This window comes from Pseudomonas syringae (genome assembly GCF_023278085.1).
GTDB lineage: Bacteria > Pseudomonadota > Gammaproteobacteria > Pseudomonadales > Pseudomonadaceae > Aquipseudomonas > Aquipseudomonas syringae_Q.
The window spans coordinates 2,962,519-2,977,613 of the sequence record NZ_CP066265.1 but is presented as its reverse complement, the minus strand read 5'-3'; the positions used below and the strand labels follow the sequence as shown (position 1 = coordinate 2,977,613).

The 15,095-nt window shown below is 58.8% G+C and carries 15 protein-coding genes; 8 read left to right on the top strand and 7 right to left on the bottom strand.

Features of this window, described 5'->3' with window-relative positions; translation table 11 throughout:
• Window positions 1-21: 21 nt before the first annotated feature.
• Complete coding sequence (locus I9H07_RS13205) at window positions 22-1,089, bottom strand: M4 family metallopeptidase (RefSeq protein ID WP_058392117.1); 1,068 nt, start codon at window positions 1,087-1,089, stop codon at window positions 22-24.
• A gap of 268 nt (window positions 1,090-1,357) precedes the next feature.
• On the opposite strand from I9H07_RS13205, the gene I9H07_RS13200 reads away from it, so the two are divergent.
• Window positions 1,358-1,708 (top strand): hypothetical protein, encoded by a 351-nt coding sequence (locus tag I9H07_RS13200; RefSeq protein WP_024673075.1) that lies wholly within the window; start codon window positions 1,358-1,360, stop codon window positions 1,706-1,708.
• A 119-nt stretch (window positions 1,709-1,827) separates the two neighbouring features.
• Here the strand turns inward: I9H07_RS13200 and I9H07_RS13195 are convergent, their stop codons facing one another.
• A complete protein-coding gene (locus tag I9H07_RS13195) occupies window positions 1,828-2,145 on the bottom strand; it encodes a DUF883 family protein (protein ID WP_007249305.1) in 318 nt (105 codons plus the stop codon).
• A 151-nt stretch (window positions 2,146-2,296) separates the two neighbouring features.
• Here I9H07_RS13195 and I9H07_RS13190 point away from each other — a divergent pair, with 151 nt between their 5' ends.
• From I9H07_RS13190 to I9H07_RS13180, 3 genes are all read left to right on the top strand, one after another.
• A complete protein-coding gene (locus I9H07_RS13190) occupies window positions 2,297-2,551 on the top strand; it encodes a hypothetical protein (RefSeq protein WP_024645349.1) in 255 nt (84 codons plus the stop codon).
• 158 nt (window positions 2,552-2,709) lie between these two features.
• Window positions 2,710-4,071, top strand: a complete 1,362-nt coding sequence (locus I9H07_RS13185) for an MATE family efflux transporter (protein WP_236423782.1) — start codon at window positions 2,710-2,712, stop codon at window positions 4,069-4,071.
• A gap of 98 nt (window positions 4,072-4,169) precedes the next feature.
• Entirely contained in the window at window positions 4,170-4,745 is a 576-nt protein-coding gene (locus I9H07_RS13180; RefSeq protein WP_236533926.1) for a TetR/AcrR family transcriptional regulator, read from the top strand.
• Between the two features lie 16 nt (window positions 4,746-4,761).
• On the opposite strand, the gene I9H07_RS13175 is transcribed toward I9H07_RS13180, so the two are convergent.
• Both I9H07_RS13175 and I9H07_RS13170 read right to left on the bottom strand, forming a co-directional pair.
• The gene (locus tag I9H07_RS13175; RefSeq protein WP_024673072.1) at window positions 4,762-7,503 is read right to left on the bottom strand and encodes a beta-glucosidase; all 2,742 of its coding nucleotides are present in this window, start codon (window positions 7,501-7,503) and stop codon (window positions 4,762-4,764) included.
• Complete coding sequence (locus I9H07_RS13170) at window positions 7,500-7,736, bottom strand: hypothetical protein (RefSeq protein WP_024645345.1); 237 nt, start codon at window positions 7,734-7,736, stop codon at window positions 7,500-7,502. The genes I9H07_RS13175 and I9H07_RS13170 overlap by 4 nt, the downstream gene beginning before the upstream one ends.
• A 589-nt stretch (window positions 7,737-8,325) precedes the next feature.
• On the opposite strand from I9H07_RS13170, the gene I9H07_RS13165 reads away from it, so the two are divergent.
• Window positions 8,326-8,664 carry a hypothetical protein gene (locus I9H07_RS13165; protein ID WP_236423780.1) on the top strand — a complete coding sequence of 113 codons (339 nt, stop codon included), beginning with the start codon at window positions 8,326-8,328 and terminating at the stop codon, window positions 8,662-8,664.
• Window positions 8,665-8,686: 22 nt separating this feature from the next.
• On the opposite strand, the gene I9H07_RS13160 is transcribed toward I9H07_RS13165, so the two are convergent.
• Both I9H07_RS13160 and I9H07_RS13155 read right to left on the bottom strand, forming a co-directional pair.
• Window positions 8,687-9,556 carry a glycoside hydrolase family protein gene (locus tag I9H07_RS13160; RefSeq protein ID WP_236423778.1) on the bottom strand — a complete coding sequence of 290 codons (870 nt, stop codon included), beginning with the start codon at window positions 9,554-9,556 and terminating at the stop codon, window positions 8,687-8,689.
• Window positions 9,557-9,713: 157 nt separating this feature from the next.
• Complete coding sequence (locus I9H07_RS13155; RefSeq protein WP_236423777.1) at window positions 9,714-10,193, bottom strand: LEA type 2 family protein; 480 nt, start codon at window positions 10,191-10,193, stop codon at window positions 9,714-9,716.
• Between the two features lie 175 nt (window positions 10,194-10,368).
• Here I9H07_RS13155 and I9H07_RS13150 point away from each other — a divergent pair, with 175 nt between their 5' ends.
• On the top strand, window positions 10,369-11,577 hold the full coding sequence (locus tag I9H07_RS13150; protein WP_236423775.1) for an acetyl-CoA C-acyltransferase: 1,209 nt from the start codon (window positions 10,369-10,371) through the stop codon (window positions 11,575-11,577).
• Between the two features lie 94 nt (window positions 11,578-11,671).
• The gene (locus I9H07_RS13145) at window positions 11,672-12,445 is read left to right on the top strand and encodes an enoyl-CoA hydratase (RefSeq protein WP_058392121.1); all 774 of its coding nucleotides are present in this window, start codon (window positions 11,672-11,674) and stop codon (window positions 12,443-12,445) included.
• Here I9H07_RS13145 and I9H07_RS13140 read toward each other — a convergent pair.
• The gene (locus I9H07_RS13140) at window positions 12,432-14,057 is read right to left on the bottom strand and encodes a type VI secretion system Vgr family protein (RefSeq protein WP_236423773.1); all 1,626 of its coding nucleotides are present in this window, start codon (window positions 14,055-14,057) and stop codon (window positions 12,432-12,434) included. The two genes, I9H07_RS13145 and I9H07_RS13140, sit on opposite strands and share 14 nt — an antisense overlap.
• A 325-nt stretch (window positions 14,058-14,382) precedes the next feature.
• On the opposite strand from I9H07_RS13140, the gene I9H07_RS13135 reads away from it, so the two are divergent.
• On the top strand, window positions 14,383-15,087 hold the full coding sequence (locus tag I9H07_RS13135) for a YebC/PmpR family DNA-binding transcriptional regulator (RefSeq protein ID WP_024673066.1): 705 nt from the start codon (window positions 14,383-14,385) through the stop codon (window positions 15,085-15,087).
• Window positions 15,088-15,095 lie beyond the last annotated feature (8 nt).

Here is a 15,095-nt window from a genome sequence, read left to right as displayed (position 1 = left end):
TTTCGGATTAGACCTTGAGCCTTATACCTTGACCCCGACCTCTTTCCAGGCCGCCTGTACGGCTTTTTTGGCTTTTGCACCAAACCGTGAGTCTCCGGCAATTTTTATGCTGGTTTTGGCGCAATCGACGAACTGACTGTCCGGTTTCAACGCCAGCATCGTTTCATACCAGATTCTGCCTGCAACTTCCCAGGCATTTCCGCCGAGCGCCTTGGCGACCAGCACGAAGGCCCGGTTGGGGATGCCGGAGTTGATGTGCACGCCGCCGCGATCCTTGGCACCTTTATACAGGTCGGCCATGGTCGCAGGCTGCGGATCATCGCCCAGGTCCGGGTCGTCGTTATACGCCGTACCGGGGTTTTCCATGTCGCGAATGCCCCGACGCGTCGGCGCGGGCACCAGCAATTCCTTGCCCACCACCCAGTCCGCCTCGGCGGCACTGGTGCCTTCCTTCCACTGGCGTACCAGCGTGCCGAACACATCGGCGAAATGTTCGTTGAGGGCGCCGGACTGACCGCGATACTCCAGATTCGACGTGAAGCTCTGCACCCCGTGGGTCAACTCATGGCCAATGACTTCAAGGCTGCCGGTGAAGCGCTTGAACACCAGATCGTCACCGTCGCCATAGGCCATCTGGCTGCCGTTCCAGTAGGCATTGCTCAGGGGAACATGATTGCCTTCAAAATCCACTTCAGTGACATGCACCGTCGAGACCAGCGACATGCCATTGTCATCCAGCGAGTTACGCTCGAACAGTTCGGCATAAAAGTCATAGACATCACCCGAACCGTCGAAGGCCTCGTCTATGGCCTTGTCCCCGCTGGCTTTCTGGCCCTCTGAACGGGCGAGAGTGCCGGGCAGGTCGTCAGTGCCTTTGGCGTCGTACACCATGCGGTGTTTGCTGCCTTCAGGCGACTTGATCGCGTGCATGGACGGCATGGTTCTGGCGGACAGGCGAGAGGCGAGGAAGGCCGAGCTGCTCGTCAGGTTGGCGATGGCTCTGGCGCTGACCAGCGTTTTGGGGGAAAGCGCCATACGCTCCAGCATATAAGGCGGGATGAAACAATGCAGTGGGTCTCGGTCGCACATGATGAACTCCTGTACTAATGCACCGATGGCGGCAAGCCATCGATCAACATGGTCGCAGGAGCTTTGACACGTCGGGTTGCGTTTAATCTGCAAAGAAATATCTGTTTACACGATCTTTACTGCATATCGCTTCGGTGATTCGCGCGAAGCCCAGCGCGGCCGGGCCTTTGCGTGAAAACACAGCGGTGTGCGACACCGGGACACAGTGGCTCATTGAGGCTGGCGGGAATGCTAGACTCGCGCCACTTCAGACGAGGAGCAGACTCACGTGCGCAAGACGGTAATGATGATAGCGGTGCTGGCGCTGGCCGGATGTGACGGAGGCAGCCCTGGTACGCCTGCCAGAGACAAGGTTCAGGACGCAACGGCGAATGCTCCGGTCTCCACGCCGCAGTGGTATATCCAGATGAACTCGCGAGAGGCCGTGAGTGATACCAGTGCCTGGCTGCTGGAACGCAGCTATGCGCCGGTCATTGTCGACATCAACGGTAAGCAACAGACGCTGATCGGCCCCTATGAGAGCCAGGCCCAGGCCGAAGAACAACGCGTGGCGTTGCAGGCCAAGGTCACCAAGTCCCATCGTTTTGCGGAACCTTCGGTGGTGCAGTACAGCCGTTAAGCTGCCGCGGCAAGCATTAGAGCCAGAATTACCCGCCGTGCAGACAGCGAAATTACCCTCCCAGACAGCAGCGCGGGCCGTTCAGGACGGCCCGCGCGTTGCCCGTTACCGGACGTCGATCAACGACGGCCCAGCAGCAAGCCCACTACCAGACCAAAGCCTGCAGAAATTGCCACAGTCTGCCAAGGATGGCCGCCGATGTAGGTTTCGGTCGCTTCTACAACCGGCTTGGTGCGATCACGCACGCTGGCCATCGAGTCCAGCGCCTGCTTGAGCTTGAGACTCAGTTGCGCGCGAATGCTTTCTGCATCTTCGCCAACCAGTGCCGCGCTGTCTTTGAGCAGTTTGTCGGATTCTTCGATGAGGGCCTGCAATTCGCTGAATGCCTGATCCTTGATTTGATCGGCAGCATTTTGGGCAGAAGTCTTACGAGCCATGTGATTTTCCTTTCAAGTGATTGCACAGTAATCAATGGAGTCTGGCGCATCCGGAAAAGTTGCAATTGTGTGAACGACCCGACGTGAGACTCTGCAAGTGAAGTCCATTCCCGGTGTAAGATGCAGCCGTTTTTAGCCGTAGGTGACTGTCATGAGTTTCAATCTGGCCAATCGGCCTCTTCCCGAGCGTACCGCCATTGAAGACGAGAAATCCCGTCTGTTCGACCTCTGGCAGAGCAATCTGGGCAAGGCCAAGGCTGACGCTGCACGCCTGATGGGCGAACGCGCCAAACGCAAGGGCAAGTGGTCCGAATGGGTAAGGTCCGAACTGGACACCATGAGCCCGCCGGAATACGCCAACATGGTCCGCAGCGAAGTGAACCGGCTGATGGCGGCGACCCGATAGTCGAGCGGGGCATGATGAAGGACGCTCGTGCCAGCGCGGAGCATTGGCATGAGTGTCAAAGCAGACCGGTATGTAATCAATGAGCATGGAGCGCCCAAACAACCATTATCACGACTTGAGCCCAGCGTCCGGACGCATCAGGCCTTTTGAGAAACTTGATGGCCGAAGCCAGCGCAAAATTTACCCAGGGCAGTGTGGCACGTCACATCGCGATGACTGCCAGCACCAGTGCCGTAAGCCTGTTCGCCGTGTTCCTCGTAGACATCCTGACACTGGTCTACGTCTCGATGCTCCACGATCCCGTGCTGCTGGCGGCCATCGGCATTGCCAAGGTGCTGATGTTCTTCAACAGCGCTTTGGCCACCGGCCTGATCATCGCCGCAACCGCCGTGCTGTCAGAGCGTATCGGCCACCATGCCGCCGGGTCCATCCCCAGGCTCACCGCGAGCCTGCTCTTGATGGTGTTTGCGGTCTGCGCCCTTTCCGCGAGCCTGCAGATCGCGTTGATCGGGCCGATCACCCACTGGCTGGGAGCCGAAGCCGCCACTGACGAAGCTGCGCGCAGTTTCATCTGGCTGACGCTGCCGTTCACGGCGATTCAGGCCGTTATGCAGATGGCCGCCCAGATCCTCAGGACCTCCGGTGATAACAGCCGGGCGCTGTGGGTCGTGCTGTCAGCTGCCGCCACGCTGGCGGTTGCCGACCCGTTCTTCATCTTTGCGCTGGGCCTTGGCCTGAATGGCGCGGGCGTCGCCTTCGCGCTGTCCGCCTGCGTTTCCGCGTCGCTGGGCGTGTATTGGGTGCGAAAGAGAGTGGGGCTGGTGCTGACGCGCAACCTCAAGCTGCTGCGCCTCCACGCAGTTCGCACCTTCAGGATTGCGCTTCCGGCGATGGCCGCCAACCTGGCGACTCCGATAGGGCTGGCTTACCTTGTGGCCTCGTTGTCGGCCTTCGGCACCTCGGCTCTGGCTGCCATGACGGTGCTGGACAGGGTCCTGCAATTTTCCTATTGCGCGTTTTTTGCCTTGCCCGGTGCTCTGGCGCCAGTGTTGGGGCAAAATATCGGCGCGCAGCGGGATGACCGGGTCAGTGCAGCTATCGTCTTCACCCGCAGACTGGTGGTTGGCTACGGTCTGACGGTGTGGTTGATACTGGTGCTGTGCGGCGCAATGATCGCCGATCTCTATCAGCTTGAAGGTGATGCCCGCACATTGTTCCTTGCCTTTTGCCACTTCGGCGGCGGGCTATGGGTGATTATCGGTCTGGATTTTGTTGCCATCGCCGTGTTCATGACCATGAACAGATCATGGTGGGTGCCGGTTTTCGCTTGGCTCAGGGCCACAGCAGGTACAGTGCCCTTCGTCTATGCAGGCACTCACTGGTTTGGCAGCAGCGGGGCGTTTCCCGGAATGCTGGCCGGTAACGCGGTGATTGCGCTGATATCAATTACCACCGCTTCGCTGACGGCGAAGCGCTTTTTCACCAGCAGAGCCCGGGCCAAGTGCGCCGGGGCACATTGAATCAAGGCGTTATCAGGTTTTTATGGCAGTCGACGAATCAGGGAATGACATCGAAGAAGCAACACCACCCCAAGCGTCGCCGGGCGCCCAAGGGGGACATGCGCAAACAAGCCTTGCTGGATGCAGCGACGGTCATTTTTGCCAGAGACGGCTATTCCAGCGCTTCGATGCGTGAGGTGGCCGTGCTTGCCGGCATCACCACGGTAGGTTTGCTGCACCACTTTCCCAACAAGGAAGCCTTACTCAACGCGCTTCTGGAGCGCAGGGATCAGCGCGTCACGTCGAGGTTTCAGGACCTGACCACTGAACTGACGCTCGAGGGATTTCAGAAATTCCTGAAAATGAGCATGAGCTTCAGCATCGAGGAGGCTGCCGAGTGCCAGGCGGCGCTGCTGATGAACACCGAGAGCCTGTCGCCTTCGCATCCGGCCTGGTCATGGCATAACGAACGATTCCACCTGACCCATCAGCATGCACGCGGCCACTTGAACGCACTGATAGAGGCAGGGGAAGTTCGCGCGGACATCGACGTGAAAGCCCTGGCTCAGGAAATTTTCTCGGTCATGGACGGCTTGCAGATTCAGTGGCTCAGAAGCCCGGAAGAGGTGGACGTCATGGCCGTATTCGATATCTACGTGCAACGTCTGGGAAGGGACATCAAGGCTCGTCCCTGAGCCTTGACGGGGTGTATCAGTAGGCTTGTGTGGCGCTGACCTGCACGGCCTTGCGCAGTGGCAGTGGCAGCGGGTTGCTGTCGCGGGTGGTCAGTTTTTCCGGATACAGGGTGATCAGCGTGCGGTTAAGCGTCAGGCTTTCCGAATCTGCGCCCACCAGGATCTTGAACTTGCCGGCATCGACGTCCCAGCTGTCGGTCTTGTCGACGTAGTAAGCCAGTGAGCGTGAGTCGACAGGGATGCTGACCGTCTTGCTCTCGCCAGGCTGCAAGTACACCTTGCTAAAGCCCTTCAGCTCTTTCTCGGGACGGTCTACTGCCGGTTTCACTGGCTGCACGTAGAGCTGCGCCACCTCGAAACCTGCCTTGTCGCCGGTGTTGGTCACGGTGAACTTGACGTCAATCGTGGAGCCTGGCGTCAGGACGTTGGTCGACAGCTTGAGATCGCTGTAGCCGAACGTGGTGTAGGACAGGCCGTAGCCAAACGGGTACAGCGGCTTGGCGTGCTTCTTGTCATAACCGCGATAGCCCATGTACAGGCCTTCGCTGTAGGTCATTTCAGTCAGCGCATTGTCGCCACGATAGGCCGCCGGGTCCGGATACGAGGCGTAGCTCGGGTTGTCTTCGATGTCCTTGTCGATGGTGATCGGCAGCTTGCCCGACGGGTTGACCTTGCCGTACAGAATCTCGGCCAGGGCCTGGCCGCCTTGCTGACCCGGGAACCAGGCTTGCAGCGTAGCGCCCACTTTGTTGGCCCATGGCTGCATGTTGGCAACGCCGCCACCGTGCATGACCACAACCGTGTTGGGGTTGGCTCTGGTCACGAAGCTGATCAGTTCAGCCTGTTGGTCAGGCAGATCGAAACCGTGGTCCGAACCTTCTCCTTCGTTTTCATAGTTGCTGCCGACAGCGACCACGACTGCATCGTACTTCGACAGATCCTTGGGCGGACGCAACGCTGCCCAGCTCATCTGTACGCCAGTCAAACCGCCCAGCGCCGGGATGAAATTGCCCTGCACACGCTTGTATTCCAGTTTCACGGTGTACTGCTTGCCAGCGGTCAGTGCAGCGGTCTTCCCGGAAGTGACCATCGCGTTCACGACGTCAGCGGAGTACGGCACGCCATCGCTTTGCAGCACCAGCTCGTCGTTGACCCACAGTTTGTAAGGGCCGTCTGCACGAACCTTGAACACCTGCGCGCCCGAGACGGTCGGCTTGATGGTCGAGGTAAAGCGCGCCGAGAACGCGCCTGCCGACGGGCTGAAGCCGGAGACGGCGGTGCTGCCAGCGTCGGTGACGTTGGTGCCGGTGGTCCAGTTCAGATTTACGCCTGGCTCGACCCGCGTCAGCACAGGATCGCCGGACAGGCTGGTGTTGGAGAAGTACTCGGCCTTGACGCCCGAATTGGTGATGCCGTTGTCACCTGTTGCAGGCTGATACCAGGTGGAACTGGCCGGGTTCAGGCTCATTTCCGGGAGATAGGTCACATCTGTGCTGCTGGACGCCAGTTGTTGCAGACCACTCAGCTCGGTCACGTAGCTGTTGGGCGGCGAGTTGGCTGTGCCGAATGGCGAGCCCGGAGCCTGACGTGCCCAGTCGCCGATGACGGCGATCTTGGCCGAGCGGGCCAATGGCAGCAGGGGTTTGCCCGCAGCGGTATTTTCATTGCGCAGCAGCACGATGGACTCGCGTGCAGTATTCAGCGCCGCGCGCATGCCGTATTCCGGGTGCTCCAGCGTTTTGGCGGTGTTCAGGTTGTCCTGAAAGTCATAGCTGACAATAGCGCGCAGGTTGCGTTTGACCTTGTCGTCAATCACGTTCTGGGTGAGCTGGCCGCTCCACAGGTAAGGCAGCAGGTTGGCTTCGGTAAACTGCAAGCCGGACGGCATATCGATATCCGTACCGGCCCATGCGCCTTTGAACGCATCGTGGATGGCATTGAAGTCGCTGATGACCGTGCCCTGATAGCCCCATTCGCCTTTGAGCACTTCAGTGATCAGGTGATGGTTTTCGCACGCGTAGTCGCCGTTGACCTTGTTGAAACCGCACATGATCGACGCCACGTTGGCGTTCTTGACCATCGACTCGAAGCCCGGCAGGTACAGTTCGCGCAGGGTGCGTTCGTCGACATTGACGTTGACCGCCTGACGATTGGCTTCCTGTTCATTGGCCAGGTAATGCTTGCCGCTGGCCTGGATCCCCTGCGCCTGAATGCCGTTGACGATGGCGGGTGCCAGTACGGCACCGAGGAAGGGGTCTTCGCCACTCACGTACTCGGCCGAGCGCCCGTTGTAGGGGGTGCGGTACAGGTTGGCGCCAGGCGAGAGCATTTGCTGACCGCCGGAAATCCGCGTTTCGTAGGCGATGGCCAGGCCGAATTCCTTCGCCCGGTTGATGCTCCAGGTCGCGGCCAGTGCGGACTGTGAAGGGTACTGCGCGCCGAAGGTGGCGTTGTTGACGTGAACGCCCATGGACGAGTCATACGCCACGGTGCCTTTGATGCCCCATTTGAGCAGCGACGGGATCATGTGACCGTCATTCACGCGGGTGAAGTTGATCTTTTCCGACTGGTTCATGTTGTCTAGGATCGAACTGACGCGCGCTTCGACAGCGTCGCCGGTGGCCGGAGTCACTGCGGCGAGGGCCATATTGGCCTGCATGACGCTGAACGTCAGCAGGCTCAAACCCAGTGTGTGCTTGAAGACTGACAAGGAAGGTGTCCTTCGGGTGAGTGCAGTTGGCTGTGGGCGGCAGATCATGGTCGTTGCGCCTGTGCAGGGGCGTCGTCGGTCACTACCGGCGCATCAAGCAGGGTGGAAGAGCTTTTCTGCCCGGTCGGGCTGATTTTGTCGGCACCGGACAACTGGTCGCGTTTCGCTTCTACCTGCACCCTGATCTGTTGATCAGTGGTCGTCGCTGTAGAAGTTGAATCCGCTGCCAGCGCGGACACACTTTGCGCGCACAGAAGTACTGCGCTGAAAACAGACAGCATGCATCTAGTCATCGATCGCATCTCGATTATGGGTTCACAAGGGGAAAACAGACGGCTGTCGCAATGACGCATTGCTTGGCTGAACATTAAGTCCAGCGTGCAGTTAAAAAGTTCGCCGGGTTATAAAATATTCGCAATGCTGTTTTTAATAAATGATATCACTTGGCTAGTATCTTGTTTTTGAGTCGTTTTTGACTGTGTCCCTTCTGAAATTTAAAGAAATACTTCGATTTTTCGATAAAATTTCACCAAAAAAATGAAAAATACGGACGATAAATTGCCTTTTAGCGTTATTTTTAAGGTTTTAATTGCGTTCTGTAAACCTAATTGCTGTTAGGTTTAGTGATCTGGTAAGCTGTGCAGCTTGAAGGGGAAGTCACGCCTGCGGTATTTATTATTCGCGCAGCGATGTATTTTTTATCAGCAGTCACGTGGCGTGCTCAGGTGTAAAATTATTTAAATGCATTAACGGTCAATGACAGCGGATATGCCTGTTTCAATACATCGGCATTCCACTTTTAGTGTTGTTTATTAGTGCCGGATCTCGAGTCTAACGGTCGAGTGCAGTTAGACCCGATCCGCTGGTTATGTGTGGGCGTTGATTATTTTAAAGGCAGGTGAGGTGAGTCACGAACATCAACGGATTGATCTTGCGATCTTGAGGATCGTCAGACGTCTGTGCTCAAGCAGACCGCGGAAACTGACATTCGGGCAGATCTATATAGAGCTGGTTCGCGCCTGTACCAGCCTTCCGGCCATACCTGTCTGCGTAACGACCGTCGATACGATGGTCAGGGAAGGGCTGCTGACCTCGGCAAAAGTCCTTGAGCCCGATCTGTCATTTCCTTACACCCAGCACCTCATCAGCGGCCTGACCGAAATCGGCGCTGCGTCTTTGGCGGACCAGCGCGTCACCTGTTCGCGCTGATCGCCTCATCAAGGTGCGAACGTCACTCGCTGTACGGCAGAGACAGGTAGTACTGACCCAGCTCGGTCAGTTTGCCCTCATCGCTCAGCAAACTGGAGAAGTGCGGGTCCTGAGTCATGCGCCCGGTGAACCAGGCATACCTGAACACGTCCGCACGTCCTTCAAGGGTGGCAACCATGTCGGCCATTTGCTGCTTCTGCTTTGCGACAGAGTCAATCTGCGCTCCATCATCGAGCCCGTGCCAATTGGCAAACTCTGTGACCCACACCGGTTTCCCGTAGCGAGCCAGCCGGTCGAGCATCCCTGACAGGCCGTAGTCGTACCAATGAAAGGCCAGATAATCGATCTGCGGGTCGCGATTCTGGTTCATCGATCGGTACGCAGCGTAGAAGGCATCGAGCCATAGCACCGGGTCGCCGTAACCCGCCATGGTTCCCCAGTTCATGGCCGGGCCTACCAGTTTCACGCCGGTCTGCGCCGCGATCTGTTCCAGTCGCGGCCAGAAGCGGGCAGCCGCCTCAGGCGTCATGTTGGCCTGGTCTGTCAGATTGGGTTCATTGATGACCAGCAGGTAGCGAATGGCGGGGTGTGCCTGTAGATAGAGCTTCAACTGGCCGTCATCGACGTTGTCGTTCCAGACCATCGGGATGAAGTCGACGCCGTACACCGAGGCGTAATCGTAGGATGCCAGGCGGTCATGCGGTTTCGGGCTCCAGTTGTACCACCAGCTCACGCCGGACGATAACGCGCTCAGATCGGCAGGCGAGGTGATGTCATAGGCGATACCGCGTTTGGCACTTTTATCGGCGGCCCATACGGGGCCGGTCAGCAGCGCGCTGAAGGTGAGAACAAAAAGGGTGCAGAGTTGTGCTGACAGCGTTCGCAGCATCATTGGCAGGTCTTCCTTGAGCGTGAGGATTGAGGGGCGTAGGTGTCTCTGGTCAAGCAGCAAACATGCCACTGCTTTCTGACAGATTCACCCGTGCGCCTGTCTCGTGCTCACATCAACGACCTGAAGCTGAATATTTCTGCTAGTCAGCGATCAGGCGTTACCAGGGGTCGCCCTCAGCCTGGCGCAGGTCCAGTGTGCCGCTGTCGCTGAAACGCAGGGTGCCGAACAGGCCGCCAGCCAGTTTGCCACGCAAGGTGTACGGCAGATTGTCCAGACGCTGGCTCTGGGTCAGGCCCAATGCCTGACGCAGCGCGGCAAAGGCCGACACGCTGACCGGCACCACCAGTACGGCTTCGGAGAAGCGTCCTACCGTGCCTTTCTGATTACTGACGCCCGAGGCCAGCAGTCTGCCGTTCACGTCCAGATCCAGCGCCACGCCGGTGTAGTTGATCTCGGTTTCGTTAGGATTCTGCACGCGCAAGGTGACCGCCATGCGCAGTTCCAGTCCTTGCCCCGGAATCGGCTCGATACCGACGACATTGATGCTCAGCGGGTCGCGCTGCGGCATCAGCGCACACGCGCTCAGGGCCAGAACCAGCAAGCCCGAGATCAGGGCGCGGATCGGGTGTAGCGACATTGGCGGGCTCCAGGGGCAAGGTTCAGTAACCGTCAGACCTCGTCTTCGGTCAGAGATTCGTCCGCTCGGGCGCAATCTGCAGATACCCGCTAATCTGCCTGCTTTACCCGTTGCGTGGTTGAAGCGACGGGTTGATCATTTCAGCGACCCGATAAAAACAAGACTGGAGATAGCCATGTCCATAGAAGGGACAACCCCGCATCACGACCCCGTGGTCATTGTCAGCGCTGCACGCACGCCCATGGGCGGTTTTCAGGGCGATCTGCAGAGCCTCAGTGCCACCTGCCTGGGCTCGGCTGCGATCCGCGCCAGCGTCGAGCGCGCCGGGATAGATCCCGCTCATGTCGACGAAGTGCTGTTTGGCTGCGTGCTGCCCGCCGGGCTGGGTCAGGCTCCGGCCCGGCAGGCTGCGCTCGGCGCAGGTCTGAGCACTGCGACGGTATGCAGCACGGTCAATAAAATGTGCGGTTCCGGCATGCAGACCACGATCATGGCGCATGACCTGTTGCTGGCAGGCAGCGCGAGGGTGGTGGTGGCTGGAGGCATGGAAAGCATGTCTAACGCACCCTATCTGCTGGATCGGGCCCGAGCGGGTTATCGCATGGGCCACGGAAAAATCCTCGATCACATGTTTCTCGACGGCCTGGAAGACGCCTACGAGCCCGGTCGGCTGATGGGCACTTACGCTGAAGATTGCGCGCAGCTGCATGGTTTCAGTCGCGAGGCGCAGGATGCCTTTGCCATGACCTCGTTGACTCGCGCTCAGCAGGCCATCGCCGACGGGCTGTTCGACGCCGAGATCGTTCCGGTGCAGGCCCGCGTCGGCAAGGAATCCAGGCTGATCACTCAGGACGAGCAACCCCCCAAAGCGCGTCTGGACAAGATTCCGACGCTCAAACCGGCCTTCCGCGAGGGGGGGACGGTCACTGCGGCCAACTCCAGTTCGATCTCGGACGGCGCTGCTGCGCTGTTGCTGATGCGTCAGTCAGAAGCACAACAGCGTGGTCTGCAACCGTTAGCCGTGATCCACGCACATGCTGCTTTCGCTGATGCCCCCGGCCTGTTTCCCACCGCCCCGATCGGCGCAATTCAACGCCTTTTGAGCAAGACAGGCTGGAATTTGAACGACGTCGATCTGTTTGAAATCAATGAAGCCTTCGCTGTGGTCGCACTGGTGACGATGAGCACGCTGGGCATCTCGCATGAGAAGGTCAACGTCAATGGCGGGGCCTGCGCGTTAGGCCATCCGATCGGTGCGTCGGGCGCGCGCATCATTGTGACGTTGCTCGCGGCTTTGCGAAGCAGGCAACTCAAGCGCGGTGTGGCGGCCATTTGCATCGGGGGCGGTGAAGCGACAGCAATAGCGATTGAATTAGTCGGTTAGTCTTTTAATTACAATGAGTTAAATGATATTTGCAAGGTGGATTCTATAGAATCTGCCTGAGCATTAGCTTTTTATATAAAAAGGATATTTATCAATGCCTTACGAGACTATTCTAAGTGAGATTATAGGCGGCGTCGGGGTGATCACTCTTAATCGTCCCAAGGCGCTGAATGCATTGAATGCCCGCCTGATCGACGAACTCAACCACGCACTTGACGCGTTCGAAGCAGACGCAGCCATTGGCTGTATCGTCCTTACGGGCTCGGAAAAAGCGTTCGCTGCAGGAGCGGACATCAAGGAAATGGTCGACCTGACCTATCCGCAGATCTACCTCGACGACCTGTTTCGCGAGAGTGACCGGGTTGCCGCCAGGCGCAAGCCGATGGTGGCTGCCGTGGCCGGCTTTGCACTGGGCGGCGGCTGTGAGCTGGCGCTGATGTGCGATTTCATTCTGGCCGCCGAAAACGCCCGGTTCGGCCAGCCGGAAATCAACCTGGGCGTGTTGCCGGGAATGGGCGGGACGCAGCGCCTGACCCGTGCCGTCGGCAAGGCCAAGGCCATGGAAATGTGCCTGACCGGCCGCCTGATCGACGCCCATGAAGCCGAGCGCGCCGGCCTGGTGGCCAGGGTTCTGCCGCTGGAACAGTTACTGCCGGAAGCATTGGCTGTCGCAGCCGTCATTGCCGAAAAGTCCCTGCCTGTGGCGATGCTGGTCAAGGAGAGTGTCAATCGCGCCTTTGAAGTCAGCCTGGCTGAAGGCATCCGCTTCGAGCGCCGGGTGTTTCATGCCACATTTGCCAGTCACGACCAGAAAGAAGGCATGACGGCGTTTATCGACAAGCGCAAGCCGGACTTCAAGGATTGTTGAGGGGGCCTGAGGACATCGTGGTAAAGGCTGCACCGATGATCGTGACGCCCTGTGTGTCGATATGAATGTCAGCCTGCCGCCCGTGCAACGTTATTGTTTCGCTGGACGCAATGTTCAGCCGCTGATCGTTTTCGAGCGGTAGGTCTCTGGTCGTTGTGACCTGTGCGCCGTCAAGGGTGATGCAGGGTCTGGCGGCATCCTCTGGCCGTAGCAGTGCTGCGCAGATCACCGGGCGGTCTGCGTTATTGTCGAGGTAGCGGATCAATACGCGCGCGCCGGGTGCCAGTGTGTACACCGTGTCGCAGGCGATTTGCACCCGTGGCCAGCGCGGCTGCGAGTCGGCGTAGGGCGAAGCTCGTTGCCAGTCGAAACCGACCGGTCGATAACCTGGATATTGCGCGCAATCATCGGACGGGGGCATCAGCGTCGCCTGGTGAGTGCCGGTCAGTGCGGGGCGCTGACGCTTCAGCGAGGGGCGAAACGGCGTTGCCCAGGGTATGACGCTGAAGCGGTTGCGGTAACTGTTGCCGGGCATCTGCTCAGCGTCAATCGATGCCGATTGTTCATCGGCAAGAATACGCAGGATGGCGAGTATGTCGTGCGTATTGAGCCCTCTGAGCACCCGCAACTGTCGAACGCTGTGGTGGACCTTAGTCAGCAGCCACTGATCGTTGAGCAGCCGCTCGGGGTGATCCAGCACCTGGAGGATCTGCCCGCTGCGCAGTGCCGTGTGATTGCTTCGTCCCCTTATATCGCGTCGTTCGCAGCGCAGGCGCTCCAGTTTGCGTGCGCCGTGCTGCAGGTGCAGGGCCTGTTGATGAGTACGCGGGCCGGCGTTGCCCATGGATTCGAATGGTTGGTTGGCTGCAGGCGATTCGGGTTGTCGGGCGCGTGCCGGAAATACAGGTGAATCATCCTCGTCAAGGTACTCGGCATGTTGGCGCAGCGCGCTCTGCATCGATAGCGTTTCAGCCATGTGCAGCAGCGTCGGCGGGTACGGGCCAGCCTGTTGCGCATGCCCGAACCGGACGGGCACCCGCTGCAGCGGAAAACTGGCCGGATCGTCTGAAAACACCAGAATGTGACGTTCGGCATCATGCTCAAAGCGAAAGTGGATACCTTCTTCCTCGCACAGACGTTGCAGCAGGTGCAGATCGCTTTCATCGTACTGAATGCACAGTGCCCGGCGGGGATACAGGCCTGTCATGTGGTCGAAGCGCTGCGCGTCGGCTTCTATGCCATGCGCCTCAAGCAACTGAACGATCAGTTGTGGAACCGTGAGGTCCTGATAGACACGGCGTTGACGTCGCCGGGCGAGCTTTTCCAGCGTCGGCATCAGCACCAGATGGTAGAGGCTCAAGTGCTCGCCGGTGTAGATCAGGCTGGCCTGGCTTATCCGCCCGTGGATCCCGTGGTCGACCTGCCCGAAACCCAGAAATGCGCCGCGTTCGAGCAGGCTGTCGAGATTCAGGTCCGGATCGCTGCCAACCAGTTTGATGTTGAAGCGATACGGCTCATTGAGGGCGTCCAGGCCGTTGAAACTGATGACACGCAGGTCCGTCTGGCAGTCGGCGATTGTCAGGGTGACTGGCGCTTGCTGGTCTTCATACATCCGATGGCTCTCTCACCTTGAAATTCTGGGGGCGAAGGTTACGAAATGCCGGTTCGGAAAAGCATTGCCGCCTGTTTTTTCGGAAAAGGACTACAAGCCGCGACGTGCATGAGAGCATTGCGCCCCGCTGAATCAACTTCGATCCAGGCGAGTTCGTCAGGCAATGTGCCCAGCGGGGGTTTCATCTGTCGTGATCGCGTATAAAATGCGCCGCGCCGGACGGGGATATTGGCCGGTGACCATTTTTCAGCGCCTTGCCATCGCCGCGTTCTGCCTGTCTTGCAGGCGCAGGCGGCGAGGCGCCTATCGGATCAAGAGAGCAGACATGGGCGCACAGTGGAAGGTCAAGCATAAAGAAGCGGCAGCCAATGCCAAGGGACGCACGTTTGGCAAGCTGTCCAAGGAGATCATGATCGCGGCCCGCGCAGGGGCCGATCCGGACATGAACTCACGCCTGCGACTGGTCGTGGAGCAGGCCAAAAAAGCGTCCATGCCGCGTGAAACCCTGGAACGTGCCATCAAAAAGGGTGCGGGTCTGCTGGGTGAAAGCGTCAACTTCGAGCGTCTGACCTACGAGGGCTTTGCCCCGCATCGGGTGCCGGTGATCGTCGAGTGCCTGACCGATAACATCAACCGTACGGTCTCCGAAATCCGCGTGCTGTTCCGCAAAGGCCAATTGGGCGCTGCGGGTTCGGTATCCTGGGATTTTCTGTATCAGGGGATGATCGAAGCGGTTCCTGCTTCACCGGACGCTGATGCAGACGAGGCGGCCATTGAAGCCGGTGCCCAGGACTGCGAACCGGGTGAAGAGGGCGCGACGCTGTTCCTGACCGAGCCTACCGACATGGATGCCGTCTGCAAAAAGCTCCCGGAATTCGGTTTCACGGTGCAATCCGCACAACTGGGCTATCGCCCGAAAAGCACCGTGGACGGCTTGACCGAAGAGCAAATGGCCGAGGTCGAAGCGTTTCTTGAAGCCATCGACAATCACGACGACGTGCAAAACGTCTACGTCGGTCTGGCTGGCTGATCCGCGTA

Bases quoted from the DNA above. Each gene is read 5' to 3' on its own strand.
- I9H07_RS13195 (WP_007249305.1), bottom strand. From the start codon at position 2,145: ATGGCTCGTAAGACTTCTGCCCAAAATGCTGCCGATCAAATCAAGGAT.
- I9H07_RS13140 (WP_236423773.1), bottom strand. From the start codon at position 14,057: ATGTATGAAGACCAGCAAGCGCCAGTCACCCTGACAATCGCCGACTGC.
- I9H07_RS13205 (WP_058392117.1), bottom strand. From the start codon at position 1,089: ATGTGCGACCGAGACCCACTGCATTGTTTCATCCCGCCTTATATGCTG.
- I9H07_RS13155 (WP_236423777.1), bottom strand. From the start codon at position 10,193: ATGTCGCTACACCCGATCCGCGCCCTGATCTCGGGCTTGCTGGTTCTG.
- I9H07_RS13170 (WP_024645345.1), bottom strand. From the start codon at position 7,736: ATGCTGTCTGTTTTCAGCGCAGTACTTCTGTGCGCGCAAAGTGTGTCC.
- I9H07_RS13180 (WP_236533926.1), top strand. From the start codon at position 4,170: ATGCGCAAACAAGCCTTGCTGGATGCAGCGACGGTCATTTTTGCCAGA.
- I9H07_RS13160 (WP_236423778.1), bottom strand. From the start codon at position 9,556: ATGATGCTGCGAACGCTGTCAGCACAACTCTGCACCCTTTTTGTTCTC.
- I9H07_RS13185 (WP_236423782.1), top strand. From the start codon at position 2,710: ATGGCCGAAGCCAGCGCAAAATTTACCCAGGGCAGTGTGGCACGTCAC.
- I9H07_RS13145 (WP_058392121.1), top strand. From the start codon at position 11,672: ATGCCTTACGAGACTATTCTAAGTGAGATTATAGGCGGCGTCGGGGTG.
- I9H07_RS13135 (WP_024673066.1), top strand. From the start codon at position 14,383: ATGGGCGCACAGTGGAAGGTCAAGCATAAAGAAGCGGCAGCCAATGCC.
- I9H07_RS13175 (WP_024673072.1), bottom strand. From the start codon at position 7,503: ATGATCTGCCGCCCACAGCCAACTGCACTCACCCGAAGGACACCTTCC.
- I9H07_RS13150 (WP_236423775.1), top strand. From the start codon at position 10,369: ATGTCCATAGAAGGGACAACCCCGCATCACGACCCCGTGGTCATTGTC.
- I9H07_RS13190 (WP_024645349.1), top strand. From the start codon at position 2,297: ATGAGTTTCAATCTGGCCAATCGGCCTCTTCCCGAGCGTACCGCCATT.